Consider the following 16,567-nt stretch of genomic DNA (forward strand, 5'->3'; position numbering starts at 1 on the left):
ACCCGTGCCCGAAGAAGGGAAGAAAAAGAAGAAAGCCATCTCGTGGATCGATGAGATAATCAGCGGAGAGGAGATTCCCCTTGAGAACATACTGAAAAAAGATACGGAAGAGGTTAAACCGGAAAAGAAAAAAGAAGAACTCCCCCTGTTCGGCGGCGGGGGTATTGAGGATATTATAGGCGGGTCAGCCCCCAAGAAGGGTGTAAAGGAGGAACCCGTAAAAAGTACACCAACCAGCCTTGAGGAGCTTTTGGGAAGGCCTTCGTCGGAGGGGACCCGGGGAGCGGACATTCTGGGCGGTATAATCGGAGGAGGTAAAGCGACCCCTCCGAAAAGGAAGGAGAAGAAACTCCCTCCGGAGAAACCCGAGCTTCCGGTTAAATCAGGGTCGTCTTCCATTCTTCAGGATATACTGGGCGCTCCAGCCAGTCCGGAGACCTCTTACGTCAGAAATGCTCAGGTTCTCGACGCCTACGGGAACGTTAGAATACTCCGGGTGAAGGGTGAGGCCGTTCCGATATACGAGATCCGCCTTCCCAAGCTGAACAGGGAAGAGGAGGAGTTGCTCAAGAGGATAAGGGACAGGGCTATAACGGAACTTCAGATAGATCCGGCTGCCTTTCCGAACGTTGAGGAGCGCAGGCGCATCTTCATGAAAGCCGTTAGGGAGATGATCAAAGAGGCGGCGCCCACCTTCTCCGAGGGCAGGATCGAGGTCCTCGCTGAGATGGTGGTTCAGTCGATGATAGGCTACGGCAAACTTGATCCCCTCGTTCGCGACGACAACCTCGAGGAGATAATGGTCATAGGAACGGGCAAACCGGTTTACGTCTGGCACAGACGCTTCAACATGTGTAAGACCAACGTGGTTTTTCAGGAGGAAAGGGAGATACTCAACATAATAGAGCGCATTGCGAGGGAAGTCGGCAGGAGAATAGACCAGCAGAGTCCCCTTTTGGATGCCCGTCTCCCGGATGGGAGCCGTGTGAACGCCACGATTCCTCCCATCAGCCTTGAGGGTCCGACGATAACCATCCGCAAGTTCAAGAAGGACCCCCTCACGATAATCGACCTCATAAAATACGGAACGTTGAACACCGACATCGCGGCCCTTCTGTGGATATTCGTCGACGGTCTTGGCGTTAAACCGGCCAACCTTCTTGTGGCCGGGGGCACCGGCTCGGGAAAGACCACCACGTTGAACTCCCTTGCGATGTTCATCCCCCCAAGCGAGCGTGTTATAAGCATAGAGGATACAGCAGAGCTTCAGCTTCCCGTTGAGCACTGGGTGAGGCTCGAGACGAGACCCCCCAACGTCGAGGGGAAGGGAGAGGTAACGATGGACGATCTCGTGAAGAACACCCTCCGTATGCGTCCGGACAGGATCATAGTTGGAGAGGTCCGCGGTCCCGAGGCCAGAACGATGTTCACCGCTATGAACACGGGACACGATGGGTGTATGGGTACGGTTCACTCCAACAACGCAAGGGAGACGATAGTTCGCCTTGAAAGTCCTCCTATGAACGTTCCCAGGATAATGATACCGGCTCTGGACCTCATCATAATGCAGGTGAGGTTCCAAAGCAGAAAGAAGGGAGTTATAAGGCGTATCACGGAGATTGCCGAGGTGTCGGGTATAGAGGCGGAGAGCGTTCAGCTGAACAAACTCTACAAATACGACCCGGCCAAGGACGAGCTTGTTTCCACAGGAGTGCCCAGCAGAACGCTCAACACCCTCGCACATCATACGGGAATGAGCATATCCGAACTGGAACTCGAGAAGGAGAAGCGCAAGATAGTCCTTGATTGGATGATAGAACAGGGCATCAGGAGCATTGAAAAAGTTGGACATTACATAAAACAGTTCTACATAGACGAGGAGGGTCTGTTAAAGAAGATCGAGGCCCAGAGTAGCGTTGAAAAGAGCAGAGAGATCAAAAATCTGATCTAAGGTGATGGTTATGGGTATACTTAGCCCAATCACGAGTTTTTTGGAACGGCTCGGGGGAAAGACGATCGAAGTAACGGAGAAACCCCTAAAGAAAATCCCCAGAGGTGCCAGCGTTCAGGAAAGGCTCAGGACTCTTAAAAAACTTCAGGAAGAGGTCCAAAAAGAGAAAACCGAAGAGGAGAGGGAAAGGGAAATCGAGGAGGTACTTGAATGGCGTAAAGAGGAGCTCCAGAAACCTTTCTCCGAGAGGCTCGCTGATGCGGTATTACGCCACTTCCACGGGCCGGTTAGATCCCTCACGAACTCACTCAAGGGTCTGGACGAGGATCTCTACCGGGCGAGCATACTGATGCCGAAGGAGAAGTACGTTGCGCTAATGCTCGGCGTTGCAATTTTCGCCGGAATTTTCGGTTTCCTGTTTGCATACCTGCTCTACATGCCACTGGATACCTCACTCCTGGTGGCGCTCCTTGGATTCATGGGTGGTTTTATGTACATGCGTTACTATCCGAAAATGGTCTGGAAGCGCAGGGTGGTTGAGGTTGAGAGGGCTTTACCCTACGCCCTGAGGCACATGGGGTCCCTTTTGGGCGCCGGCGTGGGTATCGCCGAGGCCATGCTCTCAGTTGCGAAGGCCGACTACGGGGCTCTCTCTGAGGAGTTCGATCTCATGATCAGGGACATGAGGACGGGCTCGTCCTTTGAGGATGCACTCTCAAAGTTCGAGGAGAAGATGGGCTCGGAAAACGTCAGCCGTGTCGTCAAGCAGATACTCAGGGCGGTAAAGTTCGGTGGAAACCTCTCGGACATACTCTACAAGATGGCCGAGGATTTCTCCTTTGAGTACCGGATGAAGCTCGTTGAGTACGTGCAGAAGGTAAACGGTATATCCTTCATCTACATGTTTCTCACGATAGTCATGCCCACGATGTTCGTCATTGGAATACTGGCCGGGTCGGTGATGGCCCAGCAGTTAATAATGCCCCCCGAAACCCTTGCTATTATCCTGCTCTTCGCGTTCCCGTCCCTCTCCCTGATAATAGTCAACATGATCAAGAGGGGAGAACCGAGGTGAAACCGATGCCGGGTAAACTGTCCCCTGCACTGACAGGGATCATCAGGAGAATACTTCCAGAGCGCTGGCTTAAGAGGTACGAGCTTTTCATCTACTCAGCCGGTATGAACTTCCTCGCCGTGGAATACCTCGTGGTTTCCCTGCTCTCCGCCCTGATAGGTGCCCTCGTGGTCTGGCTGTTCAGCACCCTCTACGCTCTGGTTACCTTCGTCGGGATCTTCGTGGCCATGGCCTTCGGTTATCCCTACCTGAGGACCGGCATGCGCATAGAGGAAATGGAGAAGATGCTCCCGGATGCGTTCTTCTACCTTGCGAGCTCTCTCAGGTCGGGAATATCCTTTTCAGAGGCACTGGAAGATCTGACGACGGCAAAGTTCGGCGCTCTAACGGACGAGTTCAGGAAAACCGTCTCGGAGATAAAGAAGGGCCGATCGACCGCTGATGCACTCCGCGCCTTTGCCCTCAGGAACAGGAAATCCCCCGTCCTCTACCGTTCGATGATGATAACCATTGAGGCCCTTGAAAGGGGTGCTCCCATGAGCGACGTTCTGGTGTACGTGGCAAACGACGTGAGGGAGATACTCAGGATAAAGCAGGAGAGAAAGGCCTCCACGGGAATGCAGACCATGTTCTTCATAGTGGCCAGCGGTATTGTGGGTCCCCTCATACTTGGAGTGGTGGCCAAGATCATGGTTGAAATGGGCACGGGAACACTGTCCTCCATAGACACCGTTAGAACCATACTGCTGGCCTTCGTGGTCCTTCAGGCCGTGGTTTCCGGTCTTGGAATAGGGGTGATCAGAGAAGGGAAATATTTAACAGGCCTGAAGTACAGCCTGCTGCTCCTGTTGATGGGAGTGGTCGTGTTCCAAGGCGCCTCAAGCCTCAACATCGCCTTCTGAGGTCTCTTCTTTACCTTTCTGGACGTCCACGACCTCTATCTCGAACACGAGGGTCTTTCCCGCGAGGGGATGGTTGAAGTCGAGGGTAACCTTATCGCCCTCCACCTTCGATATCCTTGCTATCCCCGAGTCGGTCATGACGTACATTTCCTCAACGGGCTCGAGACCTGCCTTGGTGAACTCTTCCGTCGGGATCTCCACGAAGAGGTCTGGACTCGGCATGCCGTAGGCCTTTTCGGGGGGAACCTTAACGGTCTTCTTCTCCCCGGGTTCCATACCGATCAGCGCCTCGTCAAGACCCCGAATCAATTCGCCGGTTCCGACGTTGATTCCGAGCGGACCGTACTCCCTCTCCTCAACGTATATGTCGTTTTCCCTGGCGACGTCCTCGTAACTGGTGTCGAAAACCTCACCGCTCTCAAACCTTCCCACGTAGTTGAACACCACAAAATCTCCTGCTTCAATCTTCATTTTCTTCAACTCCAAAACTGCCTGAAGACCTTTCTTCCGGTCGCTTATAACCCTTTTGGTTCTTGGATTACTCCTCAGGTAGGAGGTAGTAGAGGTAGTGTGGCCTGTTCGTTAGTTCGTCTATGAAGACCACCGTCCCGGCCTTCGGAGGCTTAAAGTAGTGGACTTCGCCCTTTCTCGTGGTTACGGCTGCAAATGCGTCTCCCTTCCTTACCCTGTTTCCCACGCCGGCGATCAGCGTCTTGGTGTACCCCTCGACCGGCAGGATCATCAGCCTGTCCCCTTCCCTGAGGTATATCCTCGTTCTTCCGTCCGGAAGGATCAGCACCGCGTCCCTTAGCATTTTCCCTTCCATCCTGTCCACGTGGAGATAGAAACGGTCGTAGACATCCCTGGCCAGAACCTTAGCTTCTTCCAGCTCGATGAAGTCCGGGAGGGTTTCTCCCCTCTTCAGCCACACCTCAACGTTTCCTTTGATTATCAGGCAGTCCCTCAGGGCCTTGTTTTCCCCGATGCATTCCTCCGGGGAGGTTCTAACGTAGAGCTTCGGCATCGCCATCCTCTTACCACCACCCTCACATCGCTGGTAAAAACTTTTAAACCTGTTCCCTTCACATTCCCCGATGAGGATGTCCGCTCGCTTAAGGTTCTCCCTCATACTTGGAGTCCTGCTCTCCCTCATGACGCTCATGATGGATTACAGCGCTGCCACCTCGGAAATTCCGCGCGGGGGTGAGGCCTCCTGGGCGGGCGTTCTTCTGATGGTTCTGGCCACGGCGGGGCTGCTCATCATACTGGGCCTGTTCCTCGGGTGGAGGGATCCCTTCAGGCGGGATGAGGGCTTTGCCATAGACTTCAGGAGTTACCTGACCATTATCGCGGCCGGTGTCATCGTGGTTCTCCTCCTTCGCCTCATCGTGGCCTTCCCGGGGGAGATTAAAAAAACCATCTCCAATTACTCGACCACGGGGCTGCATCATCTTACAGTACCCACAGTGCCCCGCAACGTTACCGAATCGGCGGGACGTTCTATGAGCCAAGTTTACGTCCCCTATGCTCTTCTCCTTGCCGCGGTGGTGGTTTTTATCTACCTCGCTTTCATCCAGTACCGGGGGTATCTAAGGAGGAAGGAAAAGGTGGAGATAAAGCTTAAAGCCGAGCTCTTTGACAGGAAACTCGACGACCTCGGTCTGGATGCCTTTAAGGATCCGGGTGAGGCCGTGATCGGGATCTACAGGAACGCGGTTCTCTGGCTCGATTACCTTGGGATCCCCTACGAGGAGAGCTGGACCCACTGGGAGCATGCGAGCCGTGTGGGTTACATGCGCGACGCCTTCGTTGAGCTCACCGGGCTCTTTGAAAAGGCGAAGTACGCCCCCGAGAGGGTAAGCTGGAAAGATGCCGAGAAGGCCCTCGAGGCCTATCTGACCATGCGGAGGGGTGTGCATGAGGGTTAGACCCGTCATCCTGGCTTTTCTGTTTCTCATACCAGCTTTCATAGCGGGTTCTTACCTCGTTAGATGGCTCTTCGTTCTGATCACGGGAGCGTTTTTGATATTCCTTCTCTTCGGCTTTGAGATTAAGGTCTCGCTTCCCGGAGGGAAGCCCGGGCGCGGGATGAACATAAGGACGGACGTTGAGAGAACCGCGGCTCTGATAGACAAAGCCAGAAGGGGCAGGATAGCCCGCTCCCTCATCGAGGAGAGGATCATGGAGGTATACTCCACCCTCTCGGACAATCCCGGCAGAGCTTTCAGGGGGCTGGCTTCGGAGCCCAACGAAACGATAAAGACCCTTCGCTCGGAGGGAGATTTTCTCGATAACCTTGAAAAGGCCCTGAAGATTATGGAGGAGGATCTCAATGAAGCTGGAAGAGGTAAGCCTGAAGAGTAAGGCGGTCCTTGAAGAGGTGAAGAAGGCCATAGTGGGAAAGGACGAGGTGCTGAAGCTGATCCTGACAACCGTTCTGGCCAACGGGCACGTACTCCTCGAAGATCTGCCCGGTCTGGCCAAGACGCTCATGGCCCGGAGCTTCGCGGCGGCCCTCGGCGCGGGTTTCAGGCGCGTTCAGTTCACGCCCGATCTACTGCCGGGCGACATCCTCGGTGTGAGCGTCTTCAACCAGAAGACACTGGAGTTCGAGTTCAGGAAGGGGCCGATATTCACGAACGTTCTCCTCGCGGACGAGATCAACAGGGCGCCCCCGAAGACCCAGAGCGCTTTGCTCGAAGCGATGCAGGAGCGGCAGGTAACCGTCGAGGGAAGAACCTATCCCCTGGAGAAACCCTTCATAGTGGTGGCAACCCAGAACCCCATAGAGCAGGAGGGAACCTACCCCCTCCCTGAGGCCCAGCTCGACCGCTTTCTGGTGCGCCTTAGAGTCGGATACCCCGGCAAGATGGATGAGATCGAGATACTCCGCAGGAGGATGGCCCGGAAGAAGGAGGACGTGGACATAAGGCCCGTTCTTACCGCCGAAGAGGTCGTCGAGATGCAGAGAGCAGTGGAGGATGTCTACGTCAGCGATGCGATCCTCGAGTACATAACGGATATAGTGATCGCCACCCGGGAGAACAGAAAGGAGATAGAAGTGGGGGCATCCCCGAGGGGAAGCCTCGCCCTGCTCAGGCTTTCGAGGGCCTACGCGGCAATTCAGGGCAGGGACTATGTAATTCCGGATGATGTAAAGGCCGTTGCAGTCCCCGCCCTGAGCCACAGGCTGATCCTCAGGAGGGAGCTGTGGTACACCAAGGTGGGTCAGGAGAGCGTGATGGAAAAAATCCTCGAGCGCGTCCCGGTTCCAAAGTTCGAGTGAGGTGGAAAGTTGCAGGTCCAACCCCCGCTCTACGGCCACACCGTTCCCGATGAGGAAAGGGAAGCGAAGCCTTCCGACGGGATGCTTCCAACCGAGAAGGCGGAAGAGGCACTCATAGCCCTCTGGGTCATGGTGATGCTGACCTTCCTCTTCCTCCGCTGGGAGCTTGTCTACCTCACTCTCCCCCTTATATGGATCCTTTTCGTGGCCGTGTTCTTCTTCAAGCCGCGCCTCGACGTTGAGGTGGAGAGGTCGATTCCCCACCACCGTTTCCTCGAAGGAAGCGAGGTCGAGATAACCCTCCGCCTCAGGTCCCGTGAGAGGATACCCACCCTCAAGCTCTTCGAGGACCTCCCGCCGGGTCTCGAGCTCTTGGATGGCAGAACTGAGCTGGTTCTGTCCCTCAAACCCGGTGAGGAGCGGGAGGTAAGGTACAGGGTTCGGGTCAGGCGGGGAATTCATGAGTTCAGGGGCGTAAGGCTGAGCTACCGGGATCCCTTCGGCTTCTTCAGGGTCGACAGGGAGGTCGAGCTCTACGACGAGATGGTGGGGGTTCCCGTTATCACGGACGTTCCAACGCCCTACTCGACGAAGGGAACCAAGATAACCGCGGGCCCCTTGCCGAGCCCGAGGGTGGGTGAGGGGGTCGAGTTCCACGCCATAAGGGACTACCGGCCCGGCGACCCGCTCAGGATAATCAACTGGAAGGCCACCGCGAGGACGGGGAGGGTGATGTCCAACGAGTACGAGAGCGAGAGGAAGGTGGACGTTATACTGATAGTGGACGCCTCCTACAGGGGTGCTCCAGTCTTTGACCACCTTATCAGGGCGGCAGCTTCCCTGATGCTCAACGCCCTGAAAAACGGAACCAGTTTCGGTCTTCTCCTTGCCGAGGACGTTCCGCTGTGGGTCCGCGTTGACTACGGCAGGAGGCACTTTTTCAGGTGCATAGACCTCCTGAGCACGGCAAGGCCGGATAGAAACAACATGATAGCCTACCAGGTCGAACACCTCATAAAGAGCCGCTTTCCTGCAAGGGCCCAGTTGCTTTACTTTTCCCCGCTCCTCACGGAGGAGAGTGCTGATGCCCTTGAGACGATGGCACGCTACGGCTACAACGTGGTTGTTATAAGTCCGGACCCCTACACGGCCGTAAAGCCAAAGGGTCGCGAGGAGGAGCTTGCCCTTAAGCTTTTAACGCTCGAGAGAAAGGCGAGGCTGAGGAAGATGTTGGCCTACGGGATCATCGTGGACTGGGACGTGAGAAAACCCCTCGAGGCGGCCATAGAGGAGGCGATCCCATGAAGGTCGGGAGAAACCTGTACTCCCTCCTCCCGCTGGCCCTCCTCTTCGTCCTCCTCGGGATGGAGGATGCCAGAACCCTGTTGCTCATCCCCCTGGGCCTCATGGCCGTTCAATGGTACTTCACCGGCATGCTCTTCCTGCTCGCTACGGCAGGGTTCCTCATCTACACGTGGAGGGGAGGCCTTTACGGATTAACGGTGATGGCCCTCAGCGTTCTCGCCGTTGAGATGGGGTACCTCGACAGGGAGCGGGCTCCGGGGGAGCACTATCTCGTCCTCCTCTCGGCGGTGGCCATGTCCTTTCCAACCTACCTTCTGATGAAAACCCTGTCGCCCGTACTCCCGAGGTTGGAAGTAACGGCCCTCGCAGCGCTCCTGCTCGTGGTTCTCTACTCCTTTACCCGTTTCGTGGCCTCCTAGATGCTCCAGCTTCCCATCTTCTTCAGGACTTCCCTTGCCCTTCTCAGCCCGGTCTCGACGCACTTCTCGAGGGGTTCGCCTCTGGAATACTGGGCCAGAAAACCGCCGGCGAAGGCATCACCCGCTCCAGTTGGATCGACAACCTCCTTCGGATTCACCGGAAGCGCCGGGAACTCCCTGGATCTCCCGTCGTAGAGGAGAACCCCTCTCTCACCGCGCGTTATCACCACAACTCCTGCGCCCCACCCGTGCATCCTTCTGGCGGCTTCCTTCACTTCCGGGGCTCCGGTTATCGTCAGCGCCTCCCTCTCGTTCGGGAAAACCACCTCAGCTCTGGAAACTATCTCCCTCATGAGTTCCGGTTTTTTCATGTAGTCCTCCATGTAGGTCGGGTTGAAATCGACGCTTACCCTTTTGCCTTCGAGCCTCTTCAGGACTTTGAGCTGCTCCTCCGGTGGGAGGGGGGCCACGTGGAACATGGCCTCCATGTACTCCTCTGGAATAGGGGTTTCTCCCATGTTGACGGCTACCCCGGCTTCCACCGGCGCTTCCACGCTCCCGTCCTCGTTGTAGATCATGTATATGTGCATGGTCCTTCCGGGCAGAATCAGAACGCCCTTGATGTCAACAGCCGAAGCCAGCCTCTCGAGCCATTCCTTCGGAAAGTCCTCGCCGATTTTTGTTATCAGGCCCACTTTTGCACCCGCCAAGGCTGCTGAGGTGGCCACCGCAGCCGCTGCCCCCCCGGGGTAGAGCATCTCCTCCTTCCCCGGAAACCTGATGTGATCTATCGAAACGTGACCGAGTACTGCCAGATCAACCCCCATGCGAACCCCCTTCCCTACTCCACTGGGTCCCTTAAGCGATTTCCGGTCAGCTTCGTTCAGATGACCGTCGAAAAGGTTAAAAGGCCGGCTCCCCACCTTATCCTCAGGAGTCAAAAGGGGTGATGGACATGGAGAGCGTATTCCAGAACGAGACCGTTAAGGAGATATTGAAGAGGTACAGGCGCATCTGGGCAATAGGACATGCCCAGAGTGTTCTCGGCTGGGACATGGAGGTTAACATGCCTAAGGAAGGCATCCTGGAGCGTTCCACAGCCCAGGGAGAGCTGTCCGTCCTCTCGCAGGAGTTTCTTTTAAAGCCCGAGTTCGTTCAGCTCGTGGAGAAGGCGGAGGGCCTTGAGCTCAACGAGTACGAGAGGGGCGTTGTGAGGGTTCTGAGCAGGCAGATAAGGATAAACAGGTCATTCCCTCCGGAGTTCCTGAGGGAGATGAGCGAGGTAACGAGTCAGGCTACGAAGGCGTGGGAGGAGGCCAAGAAGAAAGACGACTTCTCCCTCTTCGAGCCGTGGCTCGACAGGATAATCGATCTGGCGAGGAGGGCAGCGGAGTACCTCGGCTACGAGAACGAGCCCTACGACGCCCTGCTTGACCTCTTCGAGGAGGGTCTCACCACCCGGGAGGTGGAGGCCACCTTTGAAAAACTGGAGAAGGACCTGAAGCCGCTCCTTGAGAAGATTCTTGAAGCCGGCAAAGTCCCCAAGGAGCACCCGCTCGAGAAGGAACGCTACGAGAGGGAGCACATGGAGAGGGTAAACCGCTGGATCCTCGAGAGGTTCGGCTTCCCGCTCGGTATCCGCTCCCGTCTGGACGTGTCTGCCCATCCCTTCACCACGGAGTTCGGGATAAGGGACGTGAGGATAACCACGAGGTACGAGGGCTACGACTTCAGGAGGGCAATACTGAGCACCGTCCACGAGTTTGGCCACGCACTGTACGAGCTGCAGCAGGACGAAAGGTTCATGTTCACCCCGATAGCCGGAGGGGTAAGCCTCGGAATCCACGAGAGCCAGAGCCGTTTCTGGGAGAACATAGTGGGCCGCTCGAAGGAGTTCGCGGGATTGATACATCCGGTGCTCAGGGAGAACCTCCCCTTCATGGCCGGCTACACACCCGAGGACGTTTACCTGTACTTCAACATGGTCAGGCCGGACTTCATCAGGACTGAGGCTGACGTCGTCACCTACAACTTCCACATACTCCTGCGCTTCAAGCTCGAGAGGATGATGCTGAGCGAGGACGTAAAGGCGAAGGACCTTCCGGAGCTCTGGAACGATGAGATGGAGAACCTCCTCGGCATAAGGCCGAAGAGCTACACCGAGGGAATCCTTCAGGACATCCACTGGGCCCACGGGACCATCGGTTACTTCCCGACCTACAGCATAGGGACCCTCCTGTCGGCTCAGTTCTACTACCACATGAAGAAGGACCTCAACGTGGAGGAGCACATCGCCCGTGCCGACTTTGAGCCCATAAAGGCATGGCTTCGCGAGAGGGTCCACAGATACGGCTCCATCTACCCGCCCAAGGAGCTCCTGAAGAAGGCCATCGGCGAGGGGCTCAACCCGGACTACTTCGTAAGGTGGGTGAAGGAGAGGTATCTCTGACCTACTCCACCCACCCGATGGGCTCCACCTCTATGGCCACAACGCCGTACTTCCTTTCCTTTTCCTCGGGATAGAAGCGGCGGTACACTTTTACGCCCTCTTCCACGTTTTCAACGCCCGGAAGGACGTTCTCTATACCCTCCCTCTCCAGCATCTCCCTGAAGGAGGAATAAATCCTGACGTCCTTTACCACGCACATAAGCCTGTTCTCGAAGATTATCGTGTCTCCCGGTTGTATCTTCCTTCTCTTCTCGTCGTACAGTCTTCCTTCGATCCTCTTTTTGCCCGTGGCTATGGCCATCAGGTACTCCTCCCTGAGGCCCATCCTCCACGTTGCCATCCCATCACCTCACAGGAGCGTTCTGATTATCCGGGGACTGACCCTTATCAGTCCGGCGAGGAGCTTCGGCCTCTTCAGGATGGCCTTTGCGGTCTTAACGTGGTCATCGAAGTCGGCCTGCGATTCTATTACCTCCCTCGCCTCCTCGCTCCCGAGTATCTCAAAGACCCTCTCGATGGTATCCTGATCCATGCCGAGGAAGAGCTTTCTGAAACGGAGCCCGAAGCTTATCCCCTTCTTCACGAAGGAGCACTCCCGCTCGTATTCCTCCAGCCTTCCGTTCAGGAGGGCCTTTCTAAGGGCGTGGGCGCAGTACATCCCGTAGACTATCCCTCCGGCCGTTGTGGGCTTTATCTGGAGCGCCGCGTCCCCAATGAGGGCCACGTTACCCCTGACCCACGGCTTTCTCCTTCCGAACCCGACGCTCCCGGCCTTGAACTCCACCACGGAAGCGGGCCTCAGCATCTTTAACCTCAGGAACCTGTAAATGGCTCTAAGGCTCCCGAACGTCCCCACCCTTGCGAGGTCCTCCCTCACCGGAGCCACCCAGAAGAAGAACTCCGGGTTTAGATCCCTGTTGACCCATACCTCGACGAAGTCCCTCCGGAAGTTCCCGACGACTTCAACCTCGTAGCCGCTCAAAAATTCGGCCTTCGTTTCCGCTCCAATCGCCTTTGCCACGGTGCTGTTGAGCCCGTCGGCCCCTATGTAAAAACCTGCCCCCAGCTCAATCCTTTCCCCGAACCTCTGGAGGACCGCCCTTCCGTTTTTGAAGCCCACGAAGGTCGTCCCCATGTAGTAATCTACGCCCTTCTTTACGGCCCTCTCGGCCAGCGACTTCTCGAGAGTCTTTCTGTCCACGAGATAGGCCTGTGGAGACTTCCTTTCCACCTCAAAGCTCTGGATCCTCGAGTAGAACACCGCCCCCCGGAGTTCGTTCAGAACGGCATCCTCCGGAAGGCCGAACCTCCTGTAGTTCTCGGCCCCTATTATGCCCGTGCAGGCCTTACCCCCGAAGGATCCCTTCTTCTCCACGAGTGCAACTTTAAACTCCCCCGCGAGCAGGCTGGCGAGGTAGTTGCCGACGGGTCCACCGCCGATGATAAGGACGTCGTACTCCATTCTCCCTCCCCAGGAGGGGTGGGTTTTAAAACCTAAAAACCTAACCTTTCCGGTGGTGTTATGAAGGTCCTCGTAACAGGCTTCGAGCCCTTTGGAGGCGAGAGGATAAACCCCTCGTGGGAAGCCCTGAAAGACCTCCCGGAGGAAGTAGAGGGTGCCCGGTTGATAAAGCGCAGGCTCCCGGTTACCTTCAGGGGCGTTCGGAGGGTTCTCCCGAGGTTGATCGTGGAGGAAAAGCCGGATGTTGTGGTGCTGACCGGACAGGCCGGAGGGAGGCCCAACGTGACGGTGGAGAGGGTTGCGATTAACGTTATGGACAGCAGGACCCCTGACAACGAGGGCTTTGCCCCGGAGGACGAACCGGTGTTTGAGGGTGCCCCGGCAGCTTACTTTTCAACGCTTCCGGTAAAGGCCATCGTGGATGCTCTGAGAAAGGCAGGAATCCCGGCAGGGGTTTCCAACACCGCCGGAACCTACGTCTGCAACGCCGCGATGTTCACGGCGCTCCACACGATAGCCGTTGCGGGAATGGAAACGAGGGCAGGTTTCGTTCACGTCCCCTTCAGCCACGGGCAGGTCCTTGAAAAGGCGAAACCCTCCATGAGCCTTGAGACGATAAGGAAGGCCATTGAGGTCGCCGTTAGAACTTCGCTGATGGTCCGGTAATCTTTTTAAACCCCCTCCGAAGCCCCTTATAGAAGCCCTCAGGGTGAGGCCTATTCTGATACTTGGCGTGGATATAATAGGTGAGAACCCCAAGAGGTTTGCCGTCGTGAGCTGGTTCAACGGCCGGCTTGAAAAGAAGGGGGAGTTCACCCTCTATCGACTCATGCGCTTCATCCAGTCCAAAAGGCCGGACGTAGTGGCCATGGACAGCATCACCGAACTGGGGCAGGACCTGAGGAAGTTTCTTAGATCGTTACCGGCTGGGACGAAGCTCGTTCAGGTGACCGGCAGGCCGGGTGAGGGGAGAACCCTTCAGAGTCTCGCGAGGGAGCACGGGATAACGGTTACCGACAGGTTCGATCCTTACGAGGAGGCGAAGCTTTCGGCCCTTCTCGCGAGCAGGGGGGTTGGTTACGAGGTTCTCGCCTTCGAGGACGAGGTGAGGGTGAAGGTCACGAGGGGCAGGAGCCACGGGAAGGGCGGCTGGAGTCAGGACCGCTACAGGAAGCGCGTTCACAACCTCGTCAGGGATAAGGTGAGGGATATAAGCGAGAGGCTCAGAAGGGCCGGGATACCCTTTGATCTGGAGGTCAAGGAGAAGGATTACGGTCTGGCCCGGGGTGAGTTCAGGGTGTACGCCGGGAGGGAGGAGATCGCCGGGCTCATAAAACCCATGAGGGGGGGAGACGTTGAGGTCAGGATATATCCCGTGGAGAGATCGGAGCTTGGCTTCGCCCCGCTCAGGGGGGAGGAGGCGATACGCAGGAGAAAGAGCATCATAGTCGGTATAGACCCCGGGATAACCGTTGGAATAGCCGCGATAGATCTCAACGGCCGTATCGTTGCCCTTCACAGCGAGAGGAACATGCCCGTGGGCGAGGTCTTCAGGTTCATAAGCGACGTCGGGCATCCGCTTATCGTGGCCACCGACGTGAACCCGGCCCCGGGCTTCGTTGAGAAGATCGCCCGATCCTTCAAGGCTTCCCTCTTCGTTCCCCCCGAGAGCCTCCGGGTTGAAGAGAAGAAAGAACTCCTGAGGAACCTTGGGGTAAGGGTTGACGATGATCACCAGCGCGATGCACTGGCCGCGGCCTACAAGGCATACCTGCGGCTGAAACCGAAGCTCGAGCACATCGATGCCAGACTTCACGAGAGGGGCCTTGAGGGTAAGTCCGAAGAGGTTAAGGCTCTGGTCCTTCAGGGCTACAACCTCGGCGAGGCCATGCAGAGGGTCACGCTCCGTGAAAGGCCCGCGGAGGAGGAACCTGAAGGGAAGCCGGAAGTGGACGTGAGACCCTACGTCAGGAAAATCCGCGAGCTGGAGAGGAAGATAGAGCTTCTCGAAAGGGAAAACGCCGAGCTTAAGGGCATAATCCGGGAGCAGAGAAAGACCATCGGCAGGCTCGAGAGGAGGATAGCGGATTACGATGAAGAAGTCAGGAAAAAGGTTCTCCGCGAGAGGGAGCTCGAGGCGAAGGTCAAGCGTATAGACCTGCTTGAAAAACAGCTCCGCGAGGCCCGTGAGGTAATAGAGCGCCTGAGCAGGCACCTAACCACGGTGAAGAGAATGAACGTGGTTGAGGTGAGGGGGTCCGCGGTTCCGCTTAAGGTCCTCAGGATCCTGAGCTGGAGGGAACTCGAAAGGATAGAACGGGAAGTGGGCATCAGGCGGGGAGATGTGCTGTACGTTATCAACCCGGCAGGAGCAGGAAGGGGAATGGCCGAGGAGCTCGTCGAGAAGGGTATCCGGGCGTTGATAACCGAGAAACCCCTGCCAGGGGAAGTCGTGGAGGTTCTCAGGGAGGCCCACGTTCCCTTCTTTACCGGCGAAGAACTCAACGTTAAGCGGGTGGATGAGTTTGCGGTGGTGGAGAGGGAAACGCTCGAGAGGGCCATTGAGGAACTCCTTTCCAGATGGGAGGAAGAGGACAGGGAGAGGGAAGCTGAGAGGATCCTTCAGCTGGTCGAGGAATACCGGCTCGAACGCGTCAGGGAGCTGAGGAGAAAGGCGGAGGAGGAACGCAGGTGAGACGATGGCCGTCCGGAAGTCCCCTGAACCCTATTCAACCCTGAAGGTCAGGCCCCTCTCCCTTGCCCTTTTCTGAACCTGAAGCCTGAAGGAACAGGCCTTGCAGATCTCACCCGTCGTCGGCTGGCCACATATCTTACAGCGGTTCAGCTCGCTCGTCTTCTTCGTGTAGGTCCGGGCTATCAGCGGGAACAGCCTGTCGTAACTCCTCAGGATCTGGTACTTCGTGCCCGGATGCTTCTCCTCCATCTCGTTTATCCAGTCCCTTATCTCGGCCCTAAACGCTTCTACCGCGTACGGACACTCGCTCAGATCCACCTCTATGCCGTTTAACGTGGCGTAGAGCACTATCTCCTTCTCGGGGATCTCGCGGAGCGGCTTTATTCTGGGGACGAGTTCTGGGTGTATCTCCTCGTAATAGGGCCCCGTCCTTCCGAGCCGGGCTATGTCCCCCCTGAGGATGTTCATCAGGAACATCTGAACCTCATCGTCGAGGTTGTGCCCGACCGCCAGCTTATCCGCCCCGACATCCTTAGCGGCGTAGTTGAGGAGCCAGCGCCTCCATACGCCACAGTAGGAGCAGGCCCCAACCCTCTCGCCCTTCTCAAAGCTCCCCATGATCTCGACGGTCTCATCGAGGGAGAAGCCGATGTACTCCTTGAAGGAATACACCCTGTGCTCTATTCCAAGTCTCTCCGCGTTTCTCTTTGCCACCTCGACGCTTTTGGGCCTGTAACCGGCTATCCCCTCATCGATGGTTATCGCAACGAGCTCGAAGGGAAACCTCTCCCTAAGTTTGGCGAGCAGGTGCATAAGAACCACGCTGTCTTTGCCCCCCGAAACCCCGACGGCTATCCTCTCGCCCCGCTCGATGAGGTTGTGCTTCTTCACGGTCTTCCTGAACTTCCTCTCGATCATCTCGTTGAAGTGTCTCCTGCAGTAATACCTTCCGCTGTAACGCGCGTGGTAGACGGCCCTGCCGTTGCACTTCGAGCACTTCATACTCCCACCAGCCTGAGAAGA

17 protein-coding genes are annotated in these 16,567 nt (G+C 56.6%); 11 read left to right on the forward strand and 6 right to left on the reverse strand.

Annotated features, from left to right (window positions below):
• Positions 1-4: 4 nt before the first annotated feature.
• From A3L12_RS00105 to A3L12_RS00115, 3 genes are read left to right on the forward strand one after another with little or no spacing between them, the layout of a single operon-like run.
• Positions 5-1,951: a CpaF family protein gene (locus A3L12_RS00105; RefSeq protein ID WP_088881720.1), complete on the forward strand. Its 1,947-nt coding sequence runs from the start codon at positions 5-7 to the stop codon at positions 1,949-1,951.
• 10 nt (positions 1,952-1,961) lie between these two features.
• Positions 1,962-3,026: a type II secretion system F family protein gene (locus A3L12_RS00110; RefSeq protein ID WP_088881721.1), complete on the forward strand. Its 1,065-nt coding sequence runs from the start codon at positions 1,962-1,964 to the stop codon at positions 3,024-3,026.
• 5 nt (positions 3,027-3,031) lie between these two features.
• Entirely contained in the window at positions 3,032-3,928 is an 897-nt protein-coding gene (locus A3L12_RS00115; RefSeq protein WP_088881722.1) for a type II secretion system F family protein, read from the forward strand.
• Here A3L12_RS00115 and A3L12_RS00120 read toward each other — a convergent pair.
• Together A3L12_RS00120 and A3L12_RS00125 are read right to left on the reverse strand one after the other, a co-directional pair.
• Entirely contained in the window at positions 3,905-4,399 is a 495-nt protein-coding gene (locus A3L12_RS00120; RefSeq protein WP_088881723.1) for a peptidylprolyl isomerase, read from the reverse strand. The genes A3L12_RS00115 and A3L12_RS00120 overlap by 24 nt on opposite strands.
• A 67-nt stretch (positions 4,400-4,466) precedes the next feature.
• Positions 4,467-4,958: a DUF2118 domain-containing protein gene (locus A3L12_RS00125; protein ID WP_088881724.1), complete on the reverse strand. Its 492-nt coding sequence runs from the start codon at positions 4,956-4,958 to the stop codon at positions 4,467-4,469.
• 64 nt (positions 4,959-5,022) lie between these two features.
• Here A3L12_RS00125 and A3L12_RS00130 point away from each other — a divergent pair, with 64 nt between their 5' ends.
• From A3L12_RS00130 to A3L12_RS00150, 5 genes are all read left to right on the forward strand, one after another.
• The gene (locus A3L12_RS00130; protein WP_232462892.1) at positions 5,023-5,856 is read left to right on the forward strand and encodes a DUF4129 domain-containing protein; all 834 of its coding nucleotides are present in this window, start codon (positions 5,023-5,025) and stop codon (positions 5,854-5,856) included.
• Positions 5,846-6,292 (forward strand): hypothetical protein, encoded by a 447-nt coding sequence (locus tag A3L12_RS00135; RefSeq protein WP_088881725.1) that lies wholly within the window; start codon positions 5,846-5,848, stop codon positions 6,290-6,292. The genes A3L12_RS00130 and A3L12_RS00135 overlap by 11 nt, the downstream gene beginning before the upstream one ends.
• A complete protein-coding gene (locus tag A3L12_RS00140; RefSeq protein WP_088881726.1) occupies positions 6,261-7,214 on the forward strand; it encodes a MoxR family ATPase in 954 nt (317 codons plus the stop codon). The genes A3L12_RS00135 and A3L12_RS00140 overlap by 32 nt, the downstream gene beginning before the upstream one ends.
• An 81-nt stretch (positions 7,215-7,295) precedes the next feature.
• Complete coding sequence (locus A3L12_RS00145) at positions 7,296-8,519, forward strand: DUF58 domain-containing protein (protein WP_088883174.1); 1,224 nt, start codon at positions 7,296-7,298, stop codon at positions 8,517-8,519.
• On the forward strand, positions 8,516-8,938 hold the full coding sequence (locus A3L12_RS00150; RefSeq protein WP_088881727.1) for a hypothetical protein: 423 nt from the start codon (positions 8,516-8,518) through the stop codon (positions 8,936-8,938). Before A3L12_RS00145 ends, A3L12_RS00150 begins: the two co-directional genes overlap by 4 nt.
• Here the strand turns inward: A3L12_RS00150 and A3L12_RS00155 are convergent.
• On the reverse strand, positions 8,935-9,765 hold the full coding sequence (locus A3L12_RS00155; protein WP_088881728.1) for a carbohydrate kinase family protein: 831 nt from the start codon (positions 9,763-9,765) through the stop codon (positions 8,935-8,937). The two genes, A3L12_RS00150 and A3L12_RS00155, sit on opposite strands and share 4 nt — an antisense overlap.
• Before the next feature lie 128 nt (positions 9,766-9,893).
• Between A3L12_RS00155 and A3L12_RS00160 the strand changes: the two genes are divergently transcribed.
• Entirely contained in the window at positions 9,894-11,387 is a 1,494-nt protein-coding gene (locus A3L12_RS00160; RefSeq protein ID WP_088881729.1) for a carboxypeptidase M32, read from the forward strand.
• A gap of 1 nt (position 11,388) precedes the next feature.
• On the opposite strand, the gene A3L12_RS00165 is transcribed toward A3L12_RS00160, so the two are convergent.
• Both A3L12_RS00165 and A3L12_RS00170 read right to left on the reverse strand, forming a co-directional pair.
• A complete protein-coding gene (locus A3L12_RS00165) occupies positions 11,389-11,727 on the reverse strand; it encodes an ASCH domain-containing protein (RefSeq protein WP_088881730.1) in 339 nt (112 codons plus the stop codon).
• 9 nt (positions 11,728-11,736) lie between these two features.
• Complete coding sequence (locus A3L12_RS00170; RefSeq protein WP_088881731.1) at positions 11,737-12,849, reverse strand: NAD(P)/FAD-dependent oxidoreductase; 1,113 nt, start codon at positions 12,847-12,849, stop codon at positions 11,737-11,739.
• A 60-nt stretch (positions 12,850-12,909) separates the two neighbouring features.
• On the opposite strand from A3L12_RS00170, the gene pcp reads away from it, so the two are divergent.
• Both pcp and A3L12_RS00180 read left to right on the forward strand, forming a co-directional pair.
• Positions 12,910-13,515: a pyroglutamyl-peptidase I gene (pcp, locus tag A3L12_RS00175; RefSeq protein WP_088881732.1), complete on the forward strand. Its 606-nt coding sequence runs from the start codon at positions 12,910-12,912 to the stop codon at positions 13,513-13,515.
• Between the two features lie 43 nt (positions 13,516-13,558).
• Positions 13,559-15,544, forward strand: coding sequence for a DUF460 domain-containing protein (locus tag A3L12_RS00180; RefSeq protein ID WP_088881733.1), 1,986 nt, complete (start codon positions 13,559-13,561; stop codon positions 15,542-15,544).
• A gap of 30 nt (positions 15,545-15,574) precedes the next feature.
• Here A3L12_RS00180 and A3L12_RS00185 read toward each other — a convergent pair whose 3' ends face one another.
• On the reverse strand, positions 15,575-16,546 hold the full coding sequence (locus tag A3L12_RS00185) for a TIGR00269 family protein (protein ID WP_088881734.1): 972 nt from the start codon (positions 16,544-16,546) through the stop codon (positions 15,575-15,577).
• Between the last annotated feature and the right edge of the window lie 21 nt (positions 16,547-16,567).

This window comes from Thermococcus sp. P6 (assembly GCF_002214525.1).
Lineage (GTDB): Archaea > Methanobacteriota_B > Thermococci > Thermococcales > Thermococcaceae > Thermococcus.